Origin of the sequence: Duganella phyllosphaerae (assembly GCF_001758785.1) — a bacterium.
In the GTDB taxonomy this organism is placed as follows: Bacteria; Pseudomonadota; Gammaproteobacteria; order Burkholderiales; family Burkholderiaceae_D; genus Rugamonas; species Rugamonas phyllosphaerae.
This window is the reverse complement of record NZ_LROM01000090.1, coordinates 196,702-219,569: the sequence shown is the minus strand read 5'-3', so window position 1 is coordinate 219,569 and position 22,868 is coordinate 196,702. Positions and strand designations below refer to the sequence as shown.

General features: G+C 62.1%; 25 protein-coding genes, 1 tRNA gene and 1 pseudogene. 13 read left to right on the top strand and 14 right to left on the bottom strand.

The window, feature by feature from the left end; all coding sequences use genetic code 11:
- The first annotated feature begins 49 nt into the window (after positions 1-49).
- From DUPY_RS14945 to DUPY_RS14905, 9 genes and pseudogenes are all read left to right on the top strand, one after another.
- On the top strand, positions 50-1,252 hold the full coding sequence (locus DUPY_RS14945) for a THUMP domain-containing class I SAM-dependent RNA methyltransferase (protein WP_371851794.1): 1,203 nt from the start codon (positions 50-52) through the stop codon (positions 1,250-1,252).
- Between the two features lie 126 nt (positions 1,253-1,378).
- On the top strand, positions 1,379-2,659 hold the full coding sequence (locus DUPY_RS14940; protein ID WP_208600051.1) for a multidrug effflux MFS transporter: 1,281 nt from the start codon (positions 1,379-1,381) through the stop codon (positions 2,657-2,659).
- Positions 2,660-2,853: 194 nt separating this feature from the next.
- A pseudogene (locus DUPY_RS14935) lies at positions 2,854-4,999 on the top strand (HDOD domain-containing protein).
- Between the two features lie 4 nt (positions 5,000-5,003).
- The gene (locus tag DUPY_RS14930; RefSeq protein WP_084640729.1) at positions 5,004-7,238 is read left to right on the top strand and encodes a putative bifunctional diguanylate cyclase/phosphodiesterase; all 2,235 of its coding nucleotides are present in this window, start codon (positions 5,004-5,006) and stop codon (positions 7,236-7,238) included.
- Positions 7,235-8,839, top strand: a complete 1,605-nt coding sequence (locus tag DUPY_RS14925; protein WP_070249172.1) for a tetratricopeptide repeat protein — start codon at positions 7,235-7,237, stop codon at positions 8,837-8,839. Before DUPY_RS14930 ends, DUPY_RS14925 begins: the two co-directional genes overlap by 4 nt.
- A gap of 134 nt (positions 8,840-8,973) precedes the next feature.
- Positions 8,974-10,032, top strand: a complete 1,059-nt coding sequence (locus DUPY_RS14920; RefSeq protein WP_167359069.1) for a TraB/GumN family protein — start codon at positions 8,974-8,976, stop codon at positions 10,030-10,032.
- An 85-nt stretch (positions 10,033-10,117) separates the two neighbouring features.
- Positions 10,118-10,807 (top strand): CsgG/HfaB family protein, encoded by a 690-nt coding sequence (locus DUPY_RS14915; protein ID WP_070249171.1) that lies wholly within the window; start codon positions 10,118-10,120, stop codon positions 10,805-10,807.
- 5 nt (positions 10,808-10,812) lie between these two features.
- On the top strand, positions 10,813-11,187 hold the full coding sequence (locus DUPY_RS14910) for a DUF4810 domain-containing protein (RefSeq protein WP_070249170.1): 375 nt from the start codon (positions 10,813-10,815) through the stop codon (positions 11,185-11,187).
- Positions 11,184-11,846 carry a DUF799 domain-containing protein gene (locus DUPY_RS14905; protein WP_070249169.1) on the top strand — a complete coding sequence of 221 codons (663 nt, stop codon included), beginning with the start codon at positions 11,184-11,186 and terminating at the stop codon, positions 11,844-11,846. The genes DUPY_RS14910 and DUPY_RS14905 overlap by 4 nt, the downstream gene beginning before the upstream one ends.
- On the opposite strand, the gene DUPY_RS14900 is transcribed toward DUPY_RS14905, so the two are convergent.
- Together DUPY_RS14900 and DUPY_RS14895 are read right to left on the bottom strand one after the other, a co-directional pair.
- Entirely contained in the window at positions 11,847-13,130 is a 1,284-nt protein-coding gene (locus DUPY_RS14900; protein ID WP_070249168.1) for a M28 family metallopeptidase, read from the bottom strand.
- 95 nt (positions 13,131-13,225) lie between these two features.
- Positions 13,226-14,344, bottom strand: coding sequence for a glycosyl hydrolase (locus tag DUPY_RS14895; RefSeq protein WP_070249167.1), 1,119 nt, complete (start codon positions 14,342-14,344; stop codon positions 13,226-13,228).
- A gap of 135 nt (positions 14,345-14,479) precedes the next feature.
- Here DUPY_RS14895 and DUPY_RS14890 point away from each other — a divergent pair.
- The 3 genes from DUPY_RS14890 to DUPY_RS14885 all read left to right on the top strand — a co-directional run bounded on the left by DUPY_RS14890 (position 14,480) and on the right by DUPY_RS14885 (position 15,593).
- A tRNA-Gly gene (locus tag DUPY_RS14890) sits at positions 14,480-14,553 on the top strand.
- A 216-nt stretch (positions 14,554-14,769) separates the two neighbouring features.
- Positions 14,770-14,967 (top strand): hypothetical protein, encoded by a 198-nt coding sequence (locus tag DUPY_RS27920; RefSeq protein WP_141749548.1) that lies wholly within the window; start codon positions 14,770-14,772, stop codon positions 14,965-14,967.
- Positions 14,964-15,593: a Fic family protein gene (locus tag DUPY_RS14885; protein WP_070249166.1), complete on the top strand. Its 630-nt coding sequence runs from the start codon at positions 14,964-14,966 to the stop codon at positions 15,591-15,593. The genes DUPY_RS27920 and DUPY_RS14885 overlap by 4 nt, the downstream gene beginning before the upstream one ends.
- On the opposite strand, the gene DUPY_RS14880 is transcribed toward DUPY_RS14885, so the two are convergent.
- The 12 genes from DUPY_RS14880 to DUPY_RS14840 all read right to left on the bottom strand — a co-directional run bounded on the left by DUPY_RS14880 (position 15,594) and on the right by DUPY_RS14840 (position 21,902).
- Positions 15,594-16,625: a tyrosine-type recombinase/integrase gene (locus DUPY_RS14880; RefSeq protein ID WP_070249165.1), complete on the bottom strand. Its 1,032-nt coding sequence runs from the start codon at positions 16,623-16,625 to the stop codon at positions 15,594-15,596.
- Positions 16,603-16,827 carry a DUF4224 domain-containing protein gene (locus tag DUPY_RS14875; protein ID WP_070249164.1) on the bottom strand — a complete coding sequence of 75 codons (225 nt, stop codon included), beginning with the start codon at positions 16,825-16,827 and terminating at the stop codon, positions 16,603-16,605. The genes DUPY_RS14880 and DUPY_RS14875 overlap by 23 nt, the downstream gene beginning before the upstream one ends.
- The gene (locus DUPY_RS14870) at positions 16,824-17,228 is read right to left on the bottom strand and encodes a hypothetical protein (RefSeq protein WP_070249163.1); all 405 of its coding nucleotides are present in this window, start codon (positions 17,226-17,228) and stop codon (positions 16,824-16,826) included. Before DUPY_RS14870 ends, DUPY_RS14875 begins: the two co-directional genes overlap by 4 nt.
- Before the next feature lie 78 nt (positions 17,229-17,306).
- Positions 17,307-18,170 carry a phosphoadenosine phosphosulfate reductase domain-containing protein gene (locus DUPY_RS14865; protein WP_070249162.1) on the bottom strand — a complete coding sequence of 288 codons (864 nt, stop codon included), beginning with the start codon at positions 18,168-18,170 and terminating at the stop codon, positions 17,307-17,309.
- Complete coding sequence (locus DUPY_RS14860) at positions 18,167-18,397, bottom strand: hypothetical protein (RefSeq protein WP_070249161.1); 231 nt, start codon at positions 18,395-18,397, stop codon at positions 18,167-18,169. Before DUPY_RS14860 ends, DUPY_RS14865 begins: the two co-directional genes overlap by 4 nt.
- Positions 18,391-18,543, bottom strand: coding sequence for a hypothetical protein (locus DUPY_RS28405; RefSeq protein WP_167359068.1), 153 nt, complete (start codon positions 18,541-18,543; stop codon positions 18,391-18,393). The genes DUPY_RS14860 and DUPY_RS28405 overlap by 7 nt, the downstream gene beginning before the upstream one ends.
- Positions 18,540-20,396: a replication endonuclease gene (locus tag DUPY_RS14855; protein ID WP_084640728.1), complete on the bottom strand. Its 1,857-nt coding sequence runs from the start codon at positions 20,394-20,396 to the stop codon at positions 18,540-18,542. The genes DUPY_RS28405 and DUPY_RS14855 overlap by 4 nt, the downstream gene beginning before the upstream one ends.
- Positions 20,386-20,763 carry a hypothetical protein gene (locus DUPY_RS27560; RefSeq protein WP_084640727.1) on the bottom strand — a complete coding sequence of 126 codons (378 nt, stop codon included), beginning with the start codon at positions 20,761-20,763 and terminating at the stop codon, positions 20,386-20,388. The genes DUPY_RS14855 and DUPY_RS27560 overlap by 11 nt, the downstream gene beginning before the upstream one ends.
- Before the next feature lie 101 nt (positions 20,764-20,864).
- Positions 20,865-21,083: a hypothetical protein gene (locus tag DUPY_RS14845; protein ID WP_070249160.1), complete on the bottom strand. Its 219-nt coding sequence runs from the start codon at positions 21,081-21,083 to the stop codon at positions 20,865-20,867.
- 119 nt (positions 21,084-21,202) lie between these two features.
- The gene (locus DUPY_RS27270; RefSeq protein ID WP_071651649.1) at positions 21,203-21,463 is read right to left on the bottom strand and encodes an Ogr/Delta-like zinc finger protein; all 261 of its coding nucleotides are present in this window, start codon (positions 21,461-21,463) and stop codon (positions 21,203-21,205) included.
- The gene (locus tag DUPY_RS27265) at positions 21,460-21,651 is read right to left on the bottom strand and encodes a hypothetical protein (RefSeq protein WP_071651648.1); all 192 of its coding nucleotides are present in this window, start codon (positions 21,649-21,651) and stop codon (positions 21,460-21,462) included. The genes DUPY_RS27270 and DUPY_RS27265 overlap by 4 nt, the downstream gene beginning before the upstream one ends.
- Positions 21,652-21,698: 47 nt before the next feature.
- The gene (locus tag DUPY_RS14840) at positions 21,699-21,902 is read right to left on the bottom strand and encodes a hypothetical protein (RefSeq protein WP_070249159.1); all 204 of its coding nucleotides are present in this window, start codon (positions 21,900-21,902) and stop codon (positions 21,699-21,701) included.
- Between the two features lie 296 nt (positions 21,903-22,198).
- On the opposite strand from DUPY_RS14840, the gene DUPY_RS14830 reads away from it, so the two are divergent.
- Positions 22,199-22,642, top strand: coding sequence for a helix-turn-helix domain-containing protein (locus tag DUPY_RS14830; protein WP_070249157.1), 444 nt, complete (start codon positions 22,199-22,201; stop codon positions 22,640-22,642).
- The last annotated feature ends 226 nt before the right edge of the window (positions 22,643-22,868 follow it).

Sequence of the window (22,868 nt, the reverse complement as noted above, 5' to 3'; positions counted from 1 at the left end):
CAGTAGGTTTTGCGAGTCCCGTATTATTAACGGATAAAAGGTACTCCTTATGGCTTCATATTTTTGCCCATGCCCGCGCGGCATGGAAGCGGCGCTGGCCGAAGAACTGGGCGAAATCGCCCAGCAAAGCACCACCATGAAGGTGCACAACCAGGTGCCCGGCGGCGTCCACTGCTCCGGGGAGCTGATCGACTCGTACCGCATCAACCTGCACTCGCGCATCGCCTCGCGCGTGTTGATGCGCATGGCCGTTACCGGCTACAAGACCGAGAACGACATCTACGACCTGGTATTGGCGCAATCGTGGGAAGACTGGTTCACCTACGACCACACCATCCGCGTCGATGTTACGGCCGTCAAGTCGCCGTTGAAAAGCCTGGAATTTACCACCTTGAAAATCAAGGATGCGATCTGCGACCGCTTCCGCGACATGTACAGCAAGCGCCCGTCGGTCGATACGCGCGAGCCGGACATGCGCATCGTCGGTTTCCTCGACGCCCACCAGTTCATCATCTACCTCGACACGTCGGGCGAAGCGCTGTTCAAGCGCGGCTGGCGTGAAGAAACCGGTGACGCGCCGTTGCGCGAAAACCTCGCAGCGGGCTTGCTGCGCGTGGCTGGCTGGAAGCCGGGCATGCCGCTGTTCGACCCGATGTGCGGCTCCGGCACCATCCTGTGCGAAGCGGCGCAGATGGTGCAGGGCGTGCCGCCGGGCGCACGTCGCCGTTTCGCCTTCGAAGCCTTCAACGACTTCGACCCGGCGCCGTGGAACGACATGAAAAACGCCATCAAGCCGAACCCGCTGCCGACCGAACCGACGATTTTCGGCTCCGACATTTCGGGCGACATGGTGGCCATGACACGCCACAACCTGCGCGCGGCCGGCATCATGTTCGACGTGCCGCTCAAGCAGATCGAGGCGCAGGAAGTGAAAGCGCCGACCGAGCAGCCGGGCATCATGCTCACCAACCCGCCGTACGGCGAGCGGATCGGCGTGCGCGGCGACAGTTCGCTGGGCGAGGACGAACTGGCCAAGAGTTTTTACTCGGACTTCAGCGGCACCCTCAAGCAGCGCTTCGCCGGCTGGACCGTGTACCTGTTCACGGCCGACCTGGGCCTGCCCAAGATGCTGCGCCTGAAAGAATCGCGCAAGACGCCGTTCTTCAACGGCGCGCTGGAATGCCGTTTGTTCCGCTTCGACATGGTGGCTGGTTTCAACCGCCGCGAAGCTGCCAAACCCAAAGAAATCTGATGTCTGCACTGCTGCGCCGCCGTTGAACCCCGCAGGGCCGGGCGGGGTCGGACCCCGGATGGGGTCCGACCCCAGTCTTCGATCTGCGGGTAGGGGTGCACGCCTGATCCACCTGGAAAGCGTTATATGTACCCGACCCCGCCCGACAACGTCCTCCCCGATCCCGTCAAGGAAGTCCCGCCGCCACCGCCATCGACGCCCAAGGTGCTCAGCGCCACCGCGCTGGCGGTGATCCTGGCCCTGCTGTCGATGCTCGGGCCGTTCTCGATCGATGCCTACCTGCCGGCGTTCCCCAACATCCAGGCCACCCTGGGTGCCACGCCACTGGAAGTGCAGCAAAGCCTCACCTTCTACATGCTGGCCTTTGCCGGCATGGTGCTGTGGCACGGCGCGCTGTCCGATGCGTTCGGGCGCCGCAATGTCATCCTGGTCTCGCTGGTGATGTTCGCGATCGGTACCCTGGGCTGCGCGTCGGTTCATTCGGTGCCCTACCTGTGGGCGTTCCGCGTGATGCAGGGCATTTCGGCCGGCGCCGGCGTGGTGGTGGGGCGCGCCATCATCCGCGACCTGTATTCCGATGCGGCTGCTGCGCGGCTGCTGTCGCTGGTGACGATGATTTTTTCGATCGCGCCGGCGATTGCCCCGATTTTGGGCGGCTGGATCGTCACGCTGTTCGACTGGCGCGCGATCTTCCTGTCGCTGCTGGTCTACAGCGTGCTGCTGTTCATCTACTGCTACCGCAACCTGCCCGAGACCTTGCCGGTCCATAAGCGCCAGCCGTTCAATCCGCGCCACCTGGCGCGCAACTACGCCGAGATCATGCGCTCCAAGCTGTTCCACCTGAAGTCGGGCGTGGTGGCGCTCAACTTCGGCGGCCTGTTCCTGTTCATCGCGGCAGCGCCCGAGTTCCTGCCTAATTCGCTGGGCCTGGGCGCGAGCCAGTTCGGCTGGCTGTTCATTCCCTCGGTGAGCGGGATTTTCCTGGGCGCGCTGGTGGCCAACCGCTTCGCCGGCAAGATCTCGTTCTCGCGCCAGATCGGCATCGGCTTTTGCTTCCTGATCGCCGCCGCCGTGTGCAACACGCTGTACCACGTGTTCCTGCCGCCGGCGCTGCCGTGGACGGTGCTGCCGATGCTGTTCTATACCTTCGGCATGTCGATCGTGGCGCCGGGCGCCACGCTGCTGGCGCTCGACCTGTTCCCGCATATTCGTGGCACGGTGGCGTCGTGCCAGTCGTTTGCCACCACCATGGTGGGCGCCATTGTCGCTGGCGTGATGGCGCCGGCGCTGTCGCACTCGGTGTTGTCTTTAGCACTCGGACAACTGGTACTTACCGGCTCCGCGCTGGTTTTATGGTTGACTGCACGCCGTTACCGGCGCATTCTCTTACCCCACGCGGAACAATAAAAGTTTTCATTGGTAAATGATAACGGCACCGGCACGATAGGGTTGCAAGTGCCAAGTTGCTATCACACTTTATGCTAATATAAGTTCTTTCTCGGCATTATTCGTTTCCGGTTTGACTTGATTATTGGTAGATGACGATGCTGCAACCCGACCTTGATATCCGCCACCGGCTGCTGATCGCACGCTTGCCGGCGATGCCGCAGATACTGATCAAACTGATCGAGCATTTGCAGGCCGACGACGCCGGCATGCCCGAGCTGGCCGCGCTGATCGCCCAGGATCCTGCCATGGCCAGCAAGATTTTGTCGGTCGCCAGCAGTTCGGCCTTTCACCGCAACAGTCATGGCAATGGCGCCCGCACGGTGGGGCTCGAGCAGTCGCTGGTGGCGCTCGGCACCGACATGATCAAGACGCTGGTGATCAGCGAATCGGTGTTCCAGACCTTTAACAGTTTTCCCCATTCCGCCAGCGCCGACCTGCGCGCTTTCTGGAAAAGCGCGCTCACCACGGCCGTCATCGCCCGTGACCTGGCCCGCCAGATGGACTACCCGCATGTCGAGGAAGCCTACCTGGCCGGCCTGCTGCACAACGTTGGCCGCCTGGCGCTGCTGGCCACTGCGCCGCGCGAATACGCCGTCAACTTCATGGCGCGCGACGACGAAGACCTGTGCGCGGTCGAGCAGCGCACCCTGCAAATCACCCATGCCGAGGCGGGCGCCTGGCTGATCGAACGCTGGCAGCTCGACTCCTTCCTGGCCGATAGCGTGCTCTATCACCACGAGCCGGTGGCGCGCCTGGCTGCGGCCCATCCCCTGATCCGCATGGTGCGCCTGGCGCACCTGCTGTGCTGCCACGGCGACGCACCGGAGGCCATCGAGGATGCGGCCAGCTTGTGCGGCATCGACGATGCTGCGCTCGAACCCATCCTCGCCAACGCCGCCCGCCAGGTGGAGGCATCGGCCGACTACCTCGGTATCGACCTGGCCGGCGCCGACGACATCGTCGCGCCGTCGGCGTACGTGCCGCCGCCACCGGTCGATCCGGTGCAGCAGCGGCTGTCGGAAGAAGTGCGCAACATGATGCTGGTCTCCGAGATGGCGCAGACGTTCGCGCGCCAGGATGGCGAGACCGGCCTGCTCGACGCCATGACACGTTCGGCGCGCATCCTGTTCGACTTCGAAAACGTAGTGGTGATGCTGGCCAATCCCACCGGCCAGGCGCTGCTGGGCACCGCCACCGGCAACCATCCCGGGCGCCTGGCCGAGTTCATGCTGGCGCTGGACCCGCAGCAGGGCGGCCAGGTGGCGCAGTCGGCGCGCACCCGCAAGCCCGTGTATGCCAGCCGCGCCGGCACGAATGCGGGCCTTGGCGCGGCGCTGCCGGTGGCCGAAGAACAGCTGTTCCGCATCCTCGGCAGCGAGGCGCTGGTGTGCCTGCCGCTGGTGGCCAGCCAGCGCTGCCTGGGGGTGCTGATCGGCGGTGTGCCGGGCTGGCAACTGGCCAGCTGCCAGCAGCGCGAGCGCTTCCTGCAATCCTTCGCCACCCAGGCCGCCAGCGCGCTGGAGACGGCGCTGTCCGAGCGCGGTCACGCGCGGCGCAAGCTGGCGCAAATGGCCGAGCAATACCGCGAAGCGTCGCGCCGCGTGGTTCACGAGGTAAACAACCCGCTGTCGATCATCAAGAATTACCTGTCTCTCCTCGACAGCAAGCTGGCGCGGCGCGAACCGGTGGTCGGCGAGCTGTCGATCCTGAACGAGGAGATCGACCGCGTGGGCCAGCTGATCAATGGCCTGGCCGACCTGCAGCCGGGCGATGCGTCGGGCGCGGACACGACCACCGAGGTGGCCGGCGTGGTCGATGACGTGTTGCGGCTGTTCCGCGCCACCGGTTTCGTACCGGCCTCGGTGCAGATGGTGGTGCGCATGCAGGACGGCCCGGGCGCCATCGAAGGCGACGCCGACCTGCTCAAGCAGATACTGGTCAACCTGGTCAAGAACGCGGTGGAAGCCATGCCGGACGGCGGCCGCATCGAGATCGCCAACCGCGGCCTGGTCAACCGCGAGCGCAAGCTGTACCTGGAACTGGTGGTGGCCGACACCGGCCCCGGTTTGTCGGCCGAACTGCTGGCCAACCTGTTCGTCCCCGTCAAGAGTAACAAGGAAGGCCCCCACCACGGCCTGGGACTGTCGATCGTCCACAGCCTGGTGAGCAAGATGGGGGGGGCTGATCGCCTGCCGTTCCGGCAAGGCCGGCACCACGTTCGAAATCCTGCTGCCCGCAGTTCATTCCGTTGCAAGTTCCACCGCCGGCCAAACCCCCCGGTTGATGGATTCCGTTTAAGGCCATGATGAACCTGAATTTTCAGGACGACCCAACCCCCGTCGTCCCCCTCCACGATTCGAGACCGCGCCTGCTGCTGGTCGATGACGAACCGCGCCTGCTGTCGTCGCTGTACGAGCTACTGCGCAGTCACGCCGGCGGCGACTACCTGCTGTTTACCGCCGCCACCGGCGCCGAGGCGCTGGTCCACCTGGCGCGGCAACCGTTCGACCTGGTGCTGCTCGACCTGCGCCTGCCCGACATGAGCGGCCACGACATCATGGACTTCATGAACGCGCGCGCCATCGGCGGCGACGTGGTGGTGATGAGCGGTGAAGTCGGCATCGACGCCGCCATCGGCGCCCTCAAACGCGGCGCCTACGACTACCTGCGCAAGCCGTACGGTCGCGAAGAGCTGCTCAAGACGGTGGAGAACGTGCTGCAAAAGCGCCGCATGGCGCTCGACAACGAGCGCATCGCCGCGCAGCTGGAAACGTCGGAAAAGATGTACCGGTACCTGGTGGACAGCTCGCCCGACATCATCTACACGCTGGCCCCCGATGGCCGCGTCACGTTTGTCAACGACCGCGTGCAGCAGCTGCTCGGTTTCGAACGCGACGAGGTGGTGGGGCGCCATTACTCGGTGCTGGTGCACGACGACGACCAGGACCGCGCGCGCTTTGCCTTTGGCGAGCGCCAGGGCCTGGTCCGCAGTCGCGTGAGCGACACGGGCGGGCGCACCGCCGAGCTGCGGCTCAAGTGCAAGAATGGCATCGACCGCACCTTCAGCATTACGCTCACCTCGATGGCGCCCAACGCCATCGGTCCGCAGGACACGTATGGCACCTACGGCGTGGCGCGCGACATCACCGACCGCAAGCGCGCCGAAGAGATGATCTCGTACCAGGCCTACCACGACATCCTCACCGACCTGCCCAACCGCATGCTGTTCAAGGACCGCCTGGGCCTGGCCGTGATCCAGGCCAGGCGCAAGGCTGCCGAGCTGGCGGTGATGTTCATCGACCTCGATCGCTTCAAGCTGGTCAACGACACGCTGGGCCATGTCAAGGGTGACGAGCTGCTGCAGCAGGTGGCGCGGCGCCTGCAGGACTGCCTGCGGCGCGGCGATACGCTGGCGCGCCAGGGCGGCGACGAATTCACCATCGTGCTGCCGGAATTGCAGGACCGCCAGGAGGCCCGGGCCGTGGCCGAGAAACTGATCGACAGCCTGGAAGCGCCGTTCGACCTCGATGGCCACCAGGTGCACATCTCGGCCTCGATCGGCATCGCCGTTTATCCGCACGATGGCGAGAGCATCGACGAGCTGCTGCGCCACGCCGACATTGCCATGTACCAGGTGAAAGCGCTGGGCAAGAACGGCCACACCTTCTACCACCAGTCGATGCAGGAAGTGTCGCACCAGAAGATCGCGCTCGAACGCAGCCTGCGCCAGGCCCTGGAACTGAACCAGCTGGAAATGTACTATCAGCCGCAGATCGACGTCTCCACCGGGCGCATCGTCGGCGCCGAGGGCCTGATGCGCTGGAACCATCCGCAGCGCGGCGTGCTGTCGGCCGGCGAGTTTTTGCCGTTCGCCGAGGACAACGGCCTGATGCTGCCGATCTCGGACTGGATGCTCGGCGCCCTGTGCCGCGACCTGGTGCGCTGGAACGCGGCCGGCGGCGAGCAGGTCAAGCTGTCGCTGAACCTGTCGCCGCAGTACCTCGACCGCGGCGACTTTTTCGAGAAGATGCGCGGCGCGCTCACCCGCTACGGCATCGCGCCGGAACAGATCGAGGTGGAGATCACCGAGAACATCTGCATCCGCAACCCGCAGGACGCCATCGAGCAGTTGAACAAGCTGTGCGAACTGGGCGTGTCGGTGGCGATCGACGATTTCGGCACCGGCTACTCGTCGCTGTCGTACCTGCACCGCTTCCCGATCCACACCATCAAGATCGACCAGTCGTTCGTCAAGGAGATCCACGACGAAAACGGCCACTACCCGGTGATCCTGGCGATCATCTCGATCGCGCGCGGCCTGGGGCTGCACCTGGTGGCCGAAGGCGTGGAAACCGCCGTGCAGGCGCGCTACCTGCAAGCGAACGGCTGCACCACCATGCAGGGCTACCTGTACCACCGGCCGGTGCCGCTGCCGCGCTTTATCGAGATACTGCAAGGCCAGGTGCGCTTGATGCCGGACTATGATGTGCCGCCCATGCTGCACGCGCAGCCGGTGCTGGTCGCTGTACAGGCATGAACCAGGCCACGCACACGGCGGAATTCCTGCGCACCAGGGGCCAGGCCGAACGCGGCGTGGCCGCCGCCCAGCACAGCCTGGGCTTCATGTACTTCAACGGCCAGGGCGTGGCGGCCAGCTACGAGCTGGCCGTGGTGTGGTACCGCCAGGCCGCGTTGCAGGGCATGCCGCAGGCGCAGTACAACCTGGGCGTGATGTTCCAGAAAGGGCAGGGCGTGGCGCAGGACTTCCAGGAAGCCGCTGCCTGGTACCAGCTGGCAGCAAGCCAGGGCTATGCCGCCGCCCAGTACAACCTTGGCTGGCTGTACGCCAGGGGCCAGGGCGTGGCGGCCGACACGCGCCAGGCCATGCACTGGTTCAGCAAGGCCGCCAGCCAGGGCGACGCCGGCGCCCAGCACAACCTGGGCATGATGTATGACACCGGCAAGGGCGTGCCGCAAGACCCGGTGCAGGCGCTGCACTGGTACCGCAAGGCCGCCGAGCAGGGTTATGCACGCGCCCAGTACCAGCTGGGCCTGCGCTACGAGAACAGCCAGGGTCTCACGCCGGAGATGGCGGACGTGGGGCAGGCCATGTCGTGGTACCGCAAGGCGGCCGAGCAGGGTTACGCGCCGGCGCAGTTCAACCTGGCGCTGCGCTTCGACAAGGGCGACGGCGTGGCGCAGGATAGCCAGAAGGCCATCCTCTGGTATCGCCGCGCGGCCGAGCAGGACCACGCCAGCTCGCAGTTCAACCTGGGCCTGATCTACGATAACGGCCAGGGCGTGCCGCGCGACGAACACAAGGCGCTCGACTGGTACCGCAAGGCCGCCGCCAAGGGCCACGCCGGCGCCCAGAACAACCTCGGGCTGCGCTACCACCACGGCCAGGGCGTGGCGCAGGACTACCTGGAAGCACACGCCTGGTACGCCAAATCGGCCGCGCAGAATTTTCCCGGTGCGCAGTACCACCTGGCCCAGTTGCACGACGCCGGCCTCGGCGTGCCGGCCGATGCCGAGGCGGCGACCGACTGGTATCGCAAGGCCGCCGAGCAGGGCCACCTGCGCGCCCAGTTCGACCTCGGTCTGCGCTATGAAACGGCACGCGGTGCCCCGCACGACCTGCGCCAGGCGCAAGCCTGGTACCGCCGCGCCGCCGAGCAGGACTACGCGGCAGCCCAGTTCCACCTTGGGCTGCTGTACGACCGCGATGTCAGCCCGCGATCTGGCCGCCAACCCGGCCCCCAGCCCGATCCACAACAGGCCGGTCACTGGTACGCCCGCGCGGCGCGCCAGGGCCACACGCTGGCGCAGTTCGCGCTGGGCCTGCGCTACGACAACGGCCAGGGCGTGGCGCAGGATTATGCCCAGGCGCTGCACTGGTACGCGCTGGCCGCCGCCCAGGGCCATGCGCGCGCGCAGTTCAACCTGGGGCTGATGTACCTGACCGGGCAAGGCGCCCGCGCCGACGCCACCCAGGCCTGGACCTGGCTGGCGCTGGCCGAGCGCAGCGGCCACGCCAGCGCCGCCCGCTACCTGGCGACCGCTGCCGCCCGTCTCGATGCCGAGCAACTGGCGCACGCGCGTGCCAGGCTAGACAACGTGCCCGGTCTGGCCGCCTGAACCGCAAACGCTACGACTGGTAGCGGCCGACGATACTTCGTGTCCCGCCGCTACAGGTTTCCACATTGAAATATACAATCGGCAACTCCATTCCCTCCTGGAAGAACGATATGTTGCGCTCGGATATGTTGCGATTGTCATTGTGGCCCCGCCTGGTCGTGGTCGCCTCCCTGTCCCTGTCGGTTGCGCCGGCCCGGTCGCAGACCGGGGCCCCGCCACCACCGTCTGCCGCGCCAGCGGCCAACGTTGTCCCCGCAGTGGTTGCCGATCCTGGCGCCGAGCAGGCGCCGGTGCCCGACATCATCCTGGTCACCGGCCAGCGCCCCGGCCCGGGCCTGTGGAAAGTGAGCCAGGGCGACCACGTGCTGTGGGTGTTCGGCACCTATGGCCCGCTGCCGAAGAACATGGAATGGCGCTCGCAACAGGTGGAAACCATCCTGGCGCAGTCGCAGGAATACCTGAAACCGCCCGGCATGCACGCCGAAGTGGGCTTTTTCAAGCAGGTGGCGATGCTGCCGTTTGCCATCGGCGTCAAGAAAAATCCCGACGGCGCCACGTTGAAAGACCTGGTGCCCGCACCGGTTTATGCACGCTGGCTGGTGCTCAAGTCGAAATACCTGGGCGAGGACGACGGCATCGAGCGCGAACGGCCGATCTTTGCCGCCGCCACGCTGTACGACCAGGCGCTCAGGCAGGCCGACCTGTACGACGGCGAGCTGAGCAAGTCCCTTGGCAAGCTGATCAAGCAAAGCGGCATCAAGCAGACCGACACCCAGGTCCAGGTCGCGATCGACGACCCGGTCACCATGCTGCGCGAGTTCAAGAAAACCCCGCTGGAAGACGCCGCCTGCTTCGCCAACACGCTGGCGCGGCTCGAGGACGACATCGACGCCATGCGCGTGCGCGCCAACGCCTGGGCCAAGGGCGACCTGGCGGTCATTGAAAAGCTCAGCTACGCCGACCGCCGCGGCGCCTGCAATACCGCAGTCTTCAGCAGCGCGGTGATGCAGAGCCGTCCCGGCATGCGCTCGATCGAAGCGCGCATCCAGGAGAGCTGGCTGGCGGCGGCCGAAAAAGCGCTGGCGGCCAATGCTTCGACTTTCGCCACGCTGTCGCTCAACGACCTGCTCGACCCGAAAGGCGCGATGGCAGCGTTGCAGGCCAGGGGCTTTGTGGTGGAGAAGCCGCAGTGATTATTGGATAGATTGTAGCGCTCATCAAGAACGTATAATTTCTCATAAGAAAATTTATTATTTCAAAGTAATTCTCACTCCAAGGATGTCCATGAATACTCGTCTCGCCGGCGCGCTGGTTTCTGCGCTGATCGTCTCCGCCCTGGCCGGTTGTGCCACCGAATCGTCGCGCGCCGTGGCAGTCGCGATTCCCGCCAGCGCCGTCACTCCGCCGCCGTACGTCGGTCCGCGCACCCTGATCGCTGTCGGCAAATTCGACAACCGTTCGAGCTTCATGCGCGGCGTGTTCTCCGACGGTGTCGACCGCCTGGGCGGCCAGTCGAAAACCATCCTGATCGCGCAACTGCAAACCACCAACCGCTTCAATGTGCTCGACCGCGACAACCTGAAGGAACTGCAGCAGGAAGCCGGCTTCAAGCAGCAGGGCCAGAAGATCAAGGGCGCCGACTTCGTCATCACCGGCGACGTCACCGAATTCGGCCGCAAGGAAGTGGGCGACCATCAGCTGTTCGGCATCGTGGGCCGTGGCAAGACCCAGGTAGCGTACGCCAAGGTCACGCTCAACGTGGTCAACATCACGACTTCGGAGGTGGTGTATTCGGCGTCCGGTGCGGGCGAGTACAGCCTGTCGAACCGCGAAGTACTGGGCTTTGGCGGCACCGCCAGCTACGACTCCACGCTCAACGGCAAGGTGCTGGACCTGGCCATGCGCGAAGCGGTGGACCGCCTGGTGGCCGGCGTGGATGCCGGCGCGTTGAAATTGCAAGCACAGTGAGGCCGATGATGACGATGTCCGTATTGAAAAAATGCGCCGGCGTGCTGGCGCTGGCTGGCGCCGTGCTGCTGACCGGCTGCGCCACGCCACCGAAAACCCTGTACCAGTGGGGTGGCTACCAGCCGCAGGTGTATCAATACCTGAAAGGCGAGAGCCCCGACCAGCAAATCGCCGCCATGGAAAAAGACCTGATGCTGTTCAGCGCCAAGGGCGGCAGCGCGCCGCCGGGCTTCCATGCCCACCTGGGCATGTTGTACTCGGTCACCGGCAAGACCGACCAGATGGTCGCGCAGTTTGAAGATGAAAAGAAGTTGTTCCCCGAATCGGCCGCCTACATGGATTTCCTGCTGGCCAAAGTAAAGAAAGGTGACCAGTCATGATGCGTCGTTTGTTAAAAGTGGGCGCGTGTGTTGGCGCTGCAGTATTGATGTTCGGTTGCGCCACCAAGCAGGCGGCGTACGACTACACCGCCTTCAAGGCCGCCAAGCCGCGCTCGATCGTGGTGCTGCCGCCGCTGAACAATTCGCCGGAAGTCAACGCCGGCAACAGCGTGTATGCGCAGGTGACGTATCCGCTGGCCGAGAGCGGCTACTACGTGCTGCCGGTGGCGGTGGTGGCCGAGACCTTCAAGCAGAACGGCATGACCACGGCGGCCGACATCCACGGCCTCGACCCGAAAAAACTCAACGAGATCTTCGGCGCCGATGCCGGCCTGTACGTCACCATCTCCCAGTACGGCGCGACTTACACGGTACTCAACAGCGTGGCAGTCGTGACGGTGGAAGCCAAGCTGGTGGACCTGAAGACGGGCGCGCTGCTGTGGAACGGCAAGGCCAGCGCCTCCAACAACGAGGGTGGCAACAACGGTGGCGGCGGCCTGATCGGCGCGCTGGTGGCTGCTGCCGTCAAGCAGATCATCAACAGCACCACCGATGCGTCGCATCCGGTAGCTGGCGTGGCCAATGCCCGCCTGCTGACGGCAGGCGGTGCGCAGGGCATCCTGTACGGTCCGCGTTCGGACCGTTACATGACCCAGTAACTACTTCTTGATGCGCACGCCGGCCAGTTGCGCCACGCCCGACAGCGTGGTCTGGGCGGCGTTCAGTCCCAGCATGAAGTCCTTGTCCGAGAAGTTTTTATACAGGTCGGTCGGCTGGTGCCAGTGCGGATCCCAGCCGGCGCCGATCTGCTGGCCGCGCTCGTTCTCGCGCAGCGAAATCGACGGCACCAGGTCCATGAACGGCGTCGAATCGGTATTGGTCATGTGGAAGCCCACTGCTGCCGGGTAGTGCGAGGCGTACTTGTCGTTGGCGCTGCGGAAGTGCCAGGCCAGCTTGGCCGAGCCTTCGGACTGCTTCGACTGCGACTGGTACTCGATGTTGACGTCCGCTTCCAGGCGCTGCTCGGGCGGCGCCACGAACACCGGCTCGCCATGCTCATCGACCACCGGCTTGCCGTAGCCGTCGATCTTCTGGAACGGCATGCCATGGTCGAACAACATCATGTCGTGCTGGATCATGCCCAGCCACTTCGGCTCCGGGTACTTGCCCGAGCCTTTGGGCGACTCGATCCCCTGCAAACCCTTGCGCTGCTCCACGTACGCGGCGGCGCCATTGAGGCCGGTTTCCTCGTTGTTCCACAGGATGAAGCGGATCGAGCGGTCGGTTTCCACGCCCGGTGCGCTGAAGATGCGCGCCAGTTCCATCACCAGCGCCGTGCCCGAGCCGTCATCGTTGGCGGCCTCGCCAAAGCCGATGCCGTCCATGTGCGCGCTGACGATATACATTTCCTCGGGATGCTTGCTGCCCACCTTGGTGCAGTAGACGTTCTCGCGCTGCGAGGTGCCCAGCGGCGTCGGCTCGGCATTGATGGCGCGCAGCTTTTCATCGGGCTGCAACAGCGGATCGTTGTTGACGCCGGTCTTGATGCGGTTGCCGAACAGCGTGCTGCCGCCCTGGCCCGGTGGGCCGCCGGCGCCGCCACTGGCGATGCCCGCCGCGCGCCTGGGACGCGGCGCGTCCTTGGCCAGTTCCGTGTACTGGTATTGCATCCGTTCGGTGTTGCTGCAGCCGTAGGATTTCAGTTGCGTCTCGATCCAGGCGAGCGCATCGCGGTTGCGCTGGGTGCCCTGGCGGCGGTCGCCGAACAGGGTCAGGCTCTTGATGGTGGCTTTGTATTTTTCCAGTTCCAGCTGGCTGACCAGGGTGGCGATCGGGTCAACCGGCGCAGCAGTTTGCACCGGAGCCTGGGAAGTGGGAGCCTGGGCCAGTGCCAGCGGTGCGGCAAACGCCAGCGCAACACTGAGCGAAACAACTGATTTCATGGAAAGTCCTCTGGTCGATGGTGGGAGCTTTGCCATTTTGCATCAGTGTGGCCTGCTTGAACAGTTCAAGCGCAGTTCAAGCGTGCGCAGCCTTTTTAGAACTTTGGCAGCTTGTCGAGCGTGATGACATTCGGATGCTGGTAGACCTTGCGCTTGTGGGCGCTGGTGTTGTACTGCTCACCGGTCCAGAAGTTGTTGGCGTTGGTGACGCCGGCCGGCCCGCCGCCGTCGTTCCACACCATGAACCACAACCACCATGCGCCGTCCTGCGCCATCGCATCGGGATCGGGGATGTAGCTGGTCTCGGTCAGCGCCACCGGCTTCGGTTCGCTCGTCATGGCGGCGGTCTTGCGATAGGTGTCGATCTGTGAGCGGTAGCTGCGGTTGTCGGTGGTGTCGTACACATCGTAGCCGACGATATCGACCACGTCGTCGCCGGGATACCAGCGCGCATCCTGGCCGTTCCACACCCAGATCAGGTTGTGCAGGCCGTGCACGCGCACCAGCCGGTCATACATATGCCGCCACAGCGCGATATTGGCGGCAGCAGCCGACTGGCCGTCGGTGCGCGCGCGGCCCCACCAGAACCACCCCGCGCCGTTGCTGCCGGCCGCCTCGTGCAACGGGCGCCACAGCACGGTCACGCCGGCATCCTGCAGGCGCCTCAGTTGCGTGGCCACCAGGTCGATACCGTCATTGAGCTGGGCGAACGCCGGGCTGGTTTGATCGAGCGCGCCATTGGCCATCGGGATGGTGAAGTCGGTGCGCCTGGCCGGATCGTCGCCGCCGGCATAGAAATTGGCCTGGTTCACCTGCGCCGTCTTGAGCAGCGCTGGATCGCGCCAGTGCCAGTGGAACGTCACCAGGCCGCCCCTGGCGGCAAAGGCGATCGCTTCCTCGACCTGGCGCTGGCCGGACAGGTTGGCGCCGGTGCGGCCGTAGTCCATGAAGTCGTAGCCCATCAGGGCAGGGTATTTGCCGGTATCGGCATGCACGCGCTCGGCCATGTCGATGCTGTCGTCCCAGCTGAGGTCGGTCTGGCCGGCGATGACCGCCTTGCCCCAGGTATCGCGCAGGTAGGTATAAATGGCGCGGGTTTTGGCGGTGGCGGCCGGATCCACGGGCGCTGCGCGCAGGGGGACGGCGGTGGCGCCGGTGGTGACTATGGCCGAGAGGGCGAGCAGGCAGGCGGCTAGCCTGGAGGTGGTGGGCATCTGGAATCCGCTTGAGGTGAACTGGGCACAATGTAGCGGGTGGGGGCGGGGTTGTTCAAGTACCCAGTGTGCCGGGGGCGATGTTTAGCGGTGATGCTGGTGTTGTTTACCGCCAGCGCGTAAAATGCCAGCCACGCGGGTGTAGTTCAATGGTAGAACGGCAGCTTCCCAAGCTTCATACGAGGGTTCGATTCCCTTCACCCGCTCCAATGGAAAGCCTGCAAAATCGTATCTTTTGCGCTCCACAAAGCCTTAGTCGCTCCACAAAACCCTACATTTCCGGCCCAATTGGGTTGCACATTGATCAAATTTGGGATACCCTAAATGCGAGCGTTCGGCGCGAGCGAGTTGCCTTCGGCACCGTAAATCGCGTACTAACCACCGGAATTTGACTAGTCAGTCACCATCAATTTAGGAGTACCATCATGGCTATCGAGACAATTCGTACGAGCCCCGACCTGCTGCGCGCAATTAAAGAAGCTAGTACCAAAACACAAACAGCGGATGAGATTCGGCAGCAAAGAATTTCGTTCGTTTATGGTTCACTAGGGGCAAAGAGCTCGGTAACTCGGGCGCAGGTTGAAAGTGCGCTTGAACGCCACGAGGGACGTGTGGCCGCATGATCCTATTTGAGCTGATGGGGAGTGAAGAGCACCCGTTATATCAAGAACTGGAGATGTCCAATGGTAACCGTCAGTATGACTTTCTCCGCTCCATCATCAGCGCAGCTATTAAGGCTGACAAAATTTTCTTGTCAACCCATGTCATCAAGGCGTTAAATTTTCAGGCCATCACGTGCTTGCATACTAACGCTGGTGAATTTCGACCATGCGCCGTCACTGTCGGCGATTACCAACCGCCCGCGTTCTATCGCGTCCAAGCTTATATGGACGATTTTGTTAATGAGGTGAATAGCAAGTGGCGGATCACTGACCCAATCGCACTTGCTGCTTTTGTTTTGTGGCGTTTGAATTACATCCATCCTTTCATTAATGGAAATGGCCGAACTGCACGTGCAGTGTGCTACTTTGTGTTATGCCTCTCTGCTGGCGGCTGGCTGCCGGGTACCACGATCTTGCCTGAGCTGATCCGCCGTGAGCGTGAGGCATATGTGGTGGCTTTAAGGGAAGTGGATGCTAGTTTCCATGCGGGCGCATTTGATTTAAAACCTCTTCACCAACTTCTCGAAATGCTAGTGCAGGAACAGTTGAGTTCCGCGCCTTCAGAGTCACCGCCGCCTGAAGCATAATTATTTTGTCGGCGCTACTATCTTACCTCGGCGCAGGTAGTGCCGCTGAGTGGTTTTGACGCTGTCGTGTCCCAAAAGATCACTAGCTGCTTGGTCACCTCGGTCGTCGGAAGTGTCGTCGGCTGCCTTCGCGCGTAAGTCGTAAAACCAGAATGCCTTGATGTCTTTCGCCAGCTCGGGCAATTGGTCGGCCGCTTTTTTTCGCGCGGTATGGAAGTGAGTCCGCAGTGCCGGCGCCGTAAGACGCTTGCCATTGTTATTGGTAAGTAGTGCGGCAGTGACTATTTTGTGCGTTGCCTTGCGTTCGCGTATGCGTTCCATTAACTTGGCCAGCTCGCCGGTGATGGTTATGCGCAGGGGCTGCTTGGTCTTTTCCTGCGTGATAATCAGATGGCCTTCCACAATGTCATGCTCTGTCATGCGAAGCGCGTCAGCGGGCCGCTGGCCGGTCAGATACGCCAGATCCATGGCATCACGCAGAGGCGAGCTCCCATGGGAGCGCACGGCCGCGAAGACGGCATCGGTTATGTACACGGTGCGCTTGGCCAGGGCATGGCCTCGGATGCCTTCGCATGGGTTGGGCTGATCCGTGTAACCCCATCCCCGGGCATGGTTCCACATGGTCGAAAAGACGCGCTTACACCGGTTAGCCGTGGTCGGCTTGTCAGCGTGGTCATCAAGGAATTGACGGATGTGCATCGGCTTGATTTGGTCGAGGGGAGCCTCGGAAAATGCAGCCAATAAATGCTTGACGTCATAGCTGAACATTCGCGCTGAGCTGGTCGCCAGTTTCGGCACGGCCTCGACCAAGTAGCGCTTGTGCACGTCGGAAAAAGTCGCACCGGCAGTTGGCTCGACCACGATGTTCAGTTCAGCATATTTTTTCAGCGCCAGAATAAAGTCCGGGCCAAGAGGGATTTCCTTTCGTGGCTTATCTTTGGTGTACATGTAGTAATAGACTTTACCGCTGCGCTGGGTGCGCGGATGCATGTTCGGCGGCATGTTCAAATTACGCGTGTTTCGTCGGCCCATTTTTCTTGATCCTCGGCATTATCCATTTTTTTTCTTGTGGCGCTTGTTTGCGCCCCTCTACAGCGGCCACCGTTACTACCGGCTGGCCAATCGCATTGACCCAAAACGGAAGGCCCATTGTTCGCAGCGCTTCGATCTGTTTGGTTTTCATCTTCCGGCCCGTCAAAGCGCAAATTTCATCCAACGAAAGAAATGTCCTCATCTGGATTTCTCCGCTTCCATGTAAGTGGGGACTGCTGATATAGATTGCCGTTCGATGCGCTGACCTGTCGCCAGCGTGAAGGCTTCGGCTTCCGTGTGCTGACACACCTCGACGCCTGGTTTGCGATAGTCCCGAAGCCGGCAAAATTCCCTATACTGGCTTTCCGCCGCGCTTACATTTTTTGCGTCCAGAGCGTTGACCGCCTCAAACCGGCTTGCCGACAATTTTCGCAGCGCCTGCTGCGTGGCGCTCAGCTCGATCCGCATATTGCTGACGCTTAATTCGGGAAGGCCGGCATCCGCCAGTAGGGTGCTTAGCCTATCGGCGTGCGCGGCCACCGCAGCATGCAACACGGCCACTTCCATGGCTGAAAATTGCAGTGATTTAAAATATTCGAACATCAATTTTCTTTCTAATTTTCAAGGCTTATTTTGCATTGCGTTGCATGTTGGTATTGAGGCTTAACTAGTCCTTGACCTCTAGTCAGTACAGCCGCAATCGTTCAACGTGTCTTCAAACGGGAACAGCTCACCGTGGCCCATCGCCATGTCATACATAGCCTGGTAGCTGGGTGCATCCTTGCGGAACCAGCCGCCGCCGCCGATAGGTTGCTCGCGGTGCTCCATATGCTTGCCCTTTTCCTGCTCGATCCACCACAGCGCGCGCTCTGGCTTCTCGCGGATCAGCGCCAGTTTCTGGTTACCGCCCTTGAGGAAGCACAGGTCGCAGTTGCCGTGCATGGTGACGCCATCCATGTTCGGCAACGCGAGGTCAAATGACTGCTCTTTCCAGAAGCGGCCCACGGCGCCCTTATCCACACCGACCATAGCCAGCGGCGCTTCTTTCGTTTCGTGGCTGCCGTAGTCCTGGTTCGACAGGCGCGCCACGCGGCGCGGCTCGTCGGCGCGCATGCCGATGAACGTGGTCCATTCTGTGTATCCGATGGATTTCAGGTAGCGCTGCATGGGGCGTACTTTCAGCTCAGCCGTGCAGATTCGCGCGACCGGGTTTGGCAGGTATGACTTCTCCGCGATCAGCGCCGCGAACGGTTCACCGTTGCGGCTGGCGGTCGCATGGGTGACGACAGCGTGGGATTTTTTCCGCTCCGCATCGCGGGGCCGGTTCTCGATCCACACAATCGGGACGTCCCAATTTACCGAGCACGCCTCGACAAAATCCAGGGTTTCCGGCATTTCCTTGCCGGTGTTCGCAAACAGGACGGTCACGTCATCTGGCAACGTGCCGCCATGGGCTTGCAGCGTACGCCACAGCATGTAGCCGCTGGTGCGGCCACCGCTGAACGATATGACACCCGGGCCGTCAAACAGAAAGGGGTTGTTCATGCGTACACCATCGAGCCAGCACCGGCCGATACGATGGCGGCCAGCGGCACGGCGCGGAACACGCCTGGCCACTGGTGATCGAGCTCTACCCAAGCATGCAACTCGCCGTTGCCTACGTCGCGGCGTAGGTCGCTGACGATGCCGGCCTGGCCGCCCTCGTCGGTGTCGAACGTTACGCGGTCGCCAACGGCGATTTGCCGCGGTGAATTAGTCGAGGTGGTCAGCATTGCGGTGCTCCTTTCAGTTTTGCGGTAACGCCGCACACGCCGAAGCGCTCGATGGCGGCGTCGATCACGTCGCCGCTGGATGCGGCAACCTCAAAAAAATCAAATCGGTCGGTTTGCGTGCGAACGGTCACGGCATAGGTGCTCATGTGGCGCTTTCTTCTGCTGGTGGTTGGCTGGTGAGGATCAGCCTGGGGAATGGACATGCTCGTAGCGCCGCCCAGGCGTCGATAATTTGGGTTTTCGCCCAGTCGGGCAGATCGGGAAGCGCTGTGTCCGGCCGCTCGATCCATGGTGTCGGCTGCACCGCTGGAACGGGTTGCGTACAGTTATTTACACGAGTCCGAGGAACGGCAACCCCAACCCCAACAGCAATCCCGCCAGCGCCGGTGGACGTGACCGGCGTCCACGTGTGGCGCACTGACTTGAACACCACCCCGATCAGCGATGCGCAACGCACGCCGTATGGGGTAATCCGCTGGGTTTCACCGTAGCGCCCGATAACCGTCTTTTCGTCCTTGGCCAACGTGATGGCCAGCTCTTTGCGTGGCACCAGGGCGCCGCCTTGGGCGCGCAGGTATTCGGCCCAGCACGCGCGCTTTTCACCGTCGATTTTTTGCACAGCGTCCCATGCACGGCGCATGGCTGCGGGTGCTTCGGTGACCATGGCTTCCTTGATGCGGCGCAGTTCGCGCCAGACGGTGACAGGGGCGCCACCCCATTGCTGGAATTGCCGGATACCCCAGCAGGCCGCCCACGACTCAACGCGTGCCGACGGCGTCAACTCGATATCGCCGTCTGTTTCAGGCACGACCACATAACCCTCTTTGGTCTTGTGCTCCGCCACGCCGTCGATATTCTTGGCCACGTACTTGGCGATATAGCCGGCCGCGCTGCCCTTACTCCAGTCGATGCGCTTGACATCAAGGCGGCGCTTGAACGCGCCAGGCTCTCCACGGTCGGCGCGCCAGGCGTAACGCTTCATGATGCGGATTGCACGGCCAGCCACGTCCTGCACATGCAGCGTTTTGAATTTCCCGGTGGGGCGCACGAATAGGAGCAAGTGCCAGTGCGGGCAACCGTCGTGGTGCGGTTCGGCGATGCGAAAGCCATACAAGCCAATTCCGCGACGCGCCAGCGCGGAACGACACAGCGCCGTGACTTTTCCCAGGTAGGCGTTTGCCTCGCGCGGCGTCGAGCCATCGAACTTGTCATTTGCCTTGCCGTTATGCTGCACGGCGTGGAAGCGCGATGGGCAGGTCCAGGTGACGAAAATGCCTTGGTCGTTACACTCGCGGGCGATCTGTTCGAAGCCGTTGATGCGCAACATCAATTCGCCGCGCCGGATAGATTTGTTGGCCGTGGTCTTTTCCGCCAGCTCGGCGATACTGAACTGCTGACCATTGTCGTTCTGCACCAGCGTTGCGGCCAGCGCCGCCGCGTTACGCCGGTTTTGCGCAAGGCGCGATCGCACCGCGTCATTGCTGGCGTACGGCTCACCGCGATAGTTCACGTAACCCAGCTTGATATTGCCGGCTTCGAAGGCGCGTTTGACGGTCTTGCGCAGTTGAGCGCGCCACCACCGCGCATCTACCAAGCGGGCGATGACATCGGCTTGCTTCTCAAATTCAGGCAGCTCGATGCCGTACTCGGCGCACTCGGTTTCCATGATCTGCGTAGCGTGCTTCTCCGACGTTGCACCCCATAGCATCTTGGTGACATCGGCGGCGGCCCGCTCAGCCGTGGCGACGATGTCGGCGTCGTTCTGCGACAGATCCACGCCGGCCGGTACATACTGATCCGTAAAGTCGCGGATAAACGTGGCGGCGATGGATTCGTATACCTTGTACCAGGACGACCAAGCCATCTTGGCCATGGCGGCAGCGATCACCCGGTTACGCCACTTGAACGGGATACGGGCCAGCTCGGGCGCGAAGTGCGATGAACGCAAGAACGCTTCGTGACGCACGTGGGAGGGCAGTAGCACTTTCTTAGATTGCATTGAACAGCCTTTCGTAAACACGGATTGCGGCGCGGGTGGCCGCACGTAATTCGATGCGCTCGGCATCGGTAAATGAATGAATTGGAGATTCCCAGCGGTCGGCATCCAGGCCTGCCGCGATCAACACCGACCGGCGCGCGCCACGCGGTGACAGTCCCCACGCCTGGGCAATGAAGCGCGCTTCGTTGGCGCGGCGCTCTTCGACTGCACTGAGGTCATTCCTGGCTGCCAGGCACGCCTTTGCGGCGGCAAGTGCGGCAAGCGCTTCGGGCGCACCTGGTCGCGTGGGCACGTCCTTGTCGCGGGCGGCGAGAATGGCGGCCGCAGGCAGGAAAGATAGGTGGTTGTCGATAAGGGCGGTAGGCATGGCTCAGTCCTTGATGGCGCCGATGGCCAGCAGCAGCGATGGCGCGATGACGATCAAGAGCGACAGCAGCCAGACCACGCAGGTGTCCAAGAGGCGGCGCATTACCATTCCCCCGCCATGCCGCCCAGCGATCCCAGACATGCCGCCACGGCCATATCAGCCGCCGCACTGCCCAGGGCAATGACCGTCACTTTGTGCAACTGATCGAACATGGCGCAATCCATCATCATCTGACGGCCGATAGCGGCACATTGCAGATGCCTAGCTAAGGCTTTGCGCAGCCATGCTTCGCGGGACTCAGTTTTGATCGTGGCGCTCATGTGCAACTTTCTTTAGGGTGAACGAATCCCGCACGCCCAATTGGGGGCGCAGCAGGAGGCAGCGAACGGGGAGTTAATGGACCGGGTATCAGCCGGCGCCAAAAAGGATTAAGCCAAGGTCAACATGCCGTCAGGTCAAACGCCAGTTGGTTAGTGGCGGCCGCACGTGCGTGCTGGGACATGGGGATTCGGACATCTGGCTTTGGCACAGCGGAGAGCGACAAAGTGCGCAGCACTTCAAGACCTGCCACGAACACGTGACCACATTCGGGGTTCTGGCACATATAGGTGATTTCCTTGAACATGGCTGACATCGTGCGGCTTTTGACGGCGCGGACGGTGTAATCACAATGCGGGCATGGCAGGCCGATGACTCTCATTTGCTGGACTTTCTTTCGACTTGATACAGGGCGCGACCACGGCCCGTCATGTTGCGTGACTGTTTGCGCAGGCGCGACTTTACGAGCCATTCCGCTACCTGCTCGATACTCTCCAGTCCTTGCCGCTGACGCACGCGTTCCAGCAATTCGCGTTCTTCGTCACTAAAGCTGATGTGTAGATCTGGCATGTGTGTAACTTTGCAGTTGCTCTAGAGTTGCTTTTTGGGGACTGGGCTTATGCGCTGCGACGCGATACGCTGTCGTTATTGATGTCGTCTGCCTCAACAACCGCCAGCGCTTCGCGCATGACGATCTGGCGCACCAGCACGGCCAGTTCTTCGCCCTGGTAGTTGGCGATGGAGGTAACTAGCTGATGTTCGTAATCGTCAAGTCGGAGCATGACGCGGTGGGTGCGGATACGTTTTACATCGGGGTACATGACGTTGTCCTTAGTGAATGGATTTGGAAGCGAGTTCACGCTTGTAATCGGCGAGGCCGCGAAGGATCAGGAAACGGAGAAACCAGGCACGGGAGCGCTCAAGTTTCTCTGCGTAGCCTTCGACTTCGTCTACCTCATCAGACGTCAGACGAACGCCAAGAGGCTTAGTCGTGACGCCCTTGGCAGTGCGCCTCGCTATGGACACGTTTTTCATAATGTTATGATCTGTAATCGCTATGGTATGGCATAACTATAGCTCTCAAATGAGAGCATTGTAAAGAAGAATTTGCGCACAAATGAGATCAATTGGTGAAATACTAAAAGAAGAGCGTCAACGCTTGGGCATGAATCAGGACGATTTTGCTGCCATCGGCGGGTTGAAGCGACGCGCACAAACGCTGTATGAGCAAGACGAGCGTGCCCCGGATGCGCTTTACTTAAGAGCGCTGGCTGGGATCGGGGTCGATGTCCACTACATCCTTACGGGTGAGAGATTGCAATCAGCCGTTACCTCGGACGAGAAAGAACTGTTGGATGGCTATAGAAGTATGGACGTTCGCGGGAAAGCAGGCGTACTTGGGATGATTGGTGGCATGCGCTCGCCAACGCCCCCTGCATCCCAAGCAGGAAATGCACCACACGTTGAAACCCATGGCAAGATTGGGCAAAATTTCGTGGGGAATATTATTGGGCCACAGACTTTTAATGTGGCCGGCAGCGGACGGAAAAAGGAAAAATAGTCTACAAATGATTCATCCTCTTATGCTTATTGTAATCGCTGCTTGTTTGCTTTGCATAATCTTCAGTAGCTGGAATCCTCGGAAGGGAGCAATTGACGCTGGCGAGCTGGGTGCTTCCCTTTGGCGACATATTCAACTATGCATACCAAACGCAAAGGTGAGCACGTCTCCATGTCTAACCGAGCGAATTACAGCTCCGCCAGAGGAAAGCTGAACGATGGCGGCG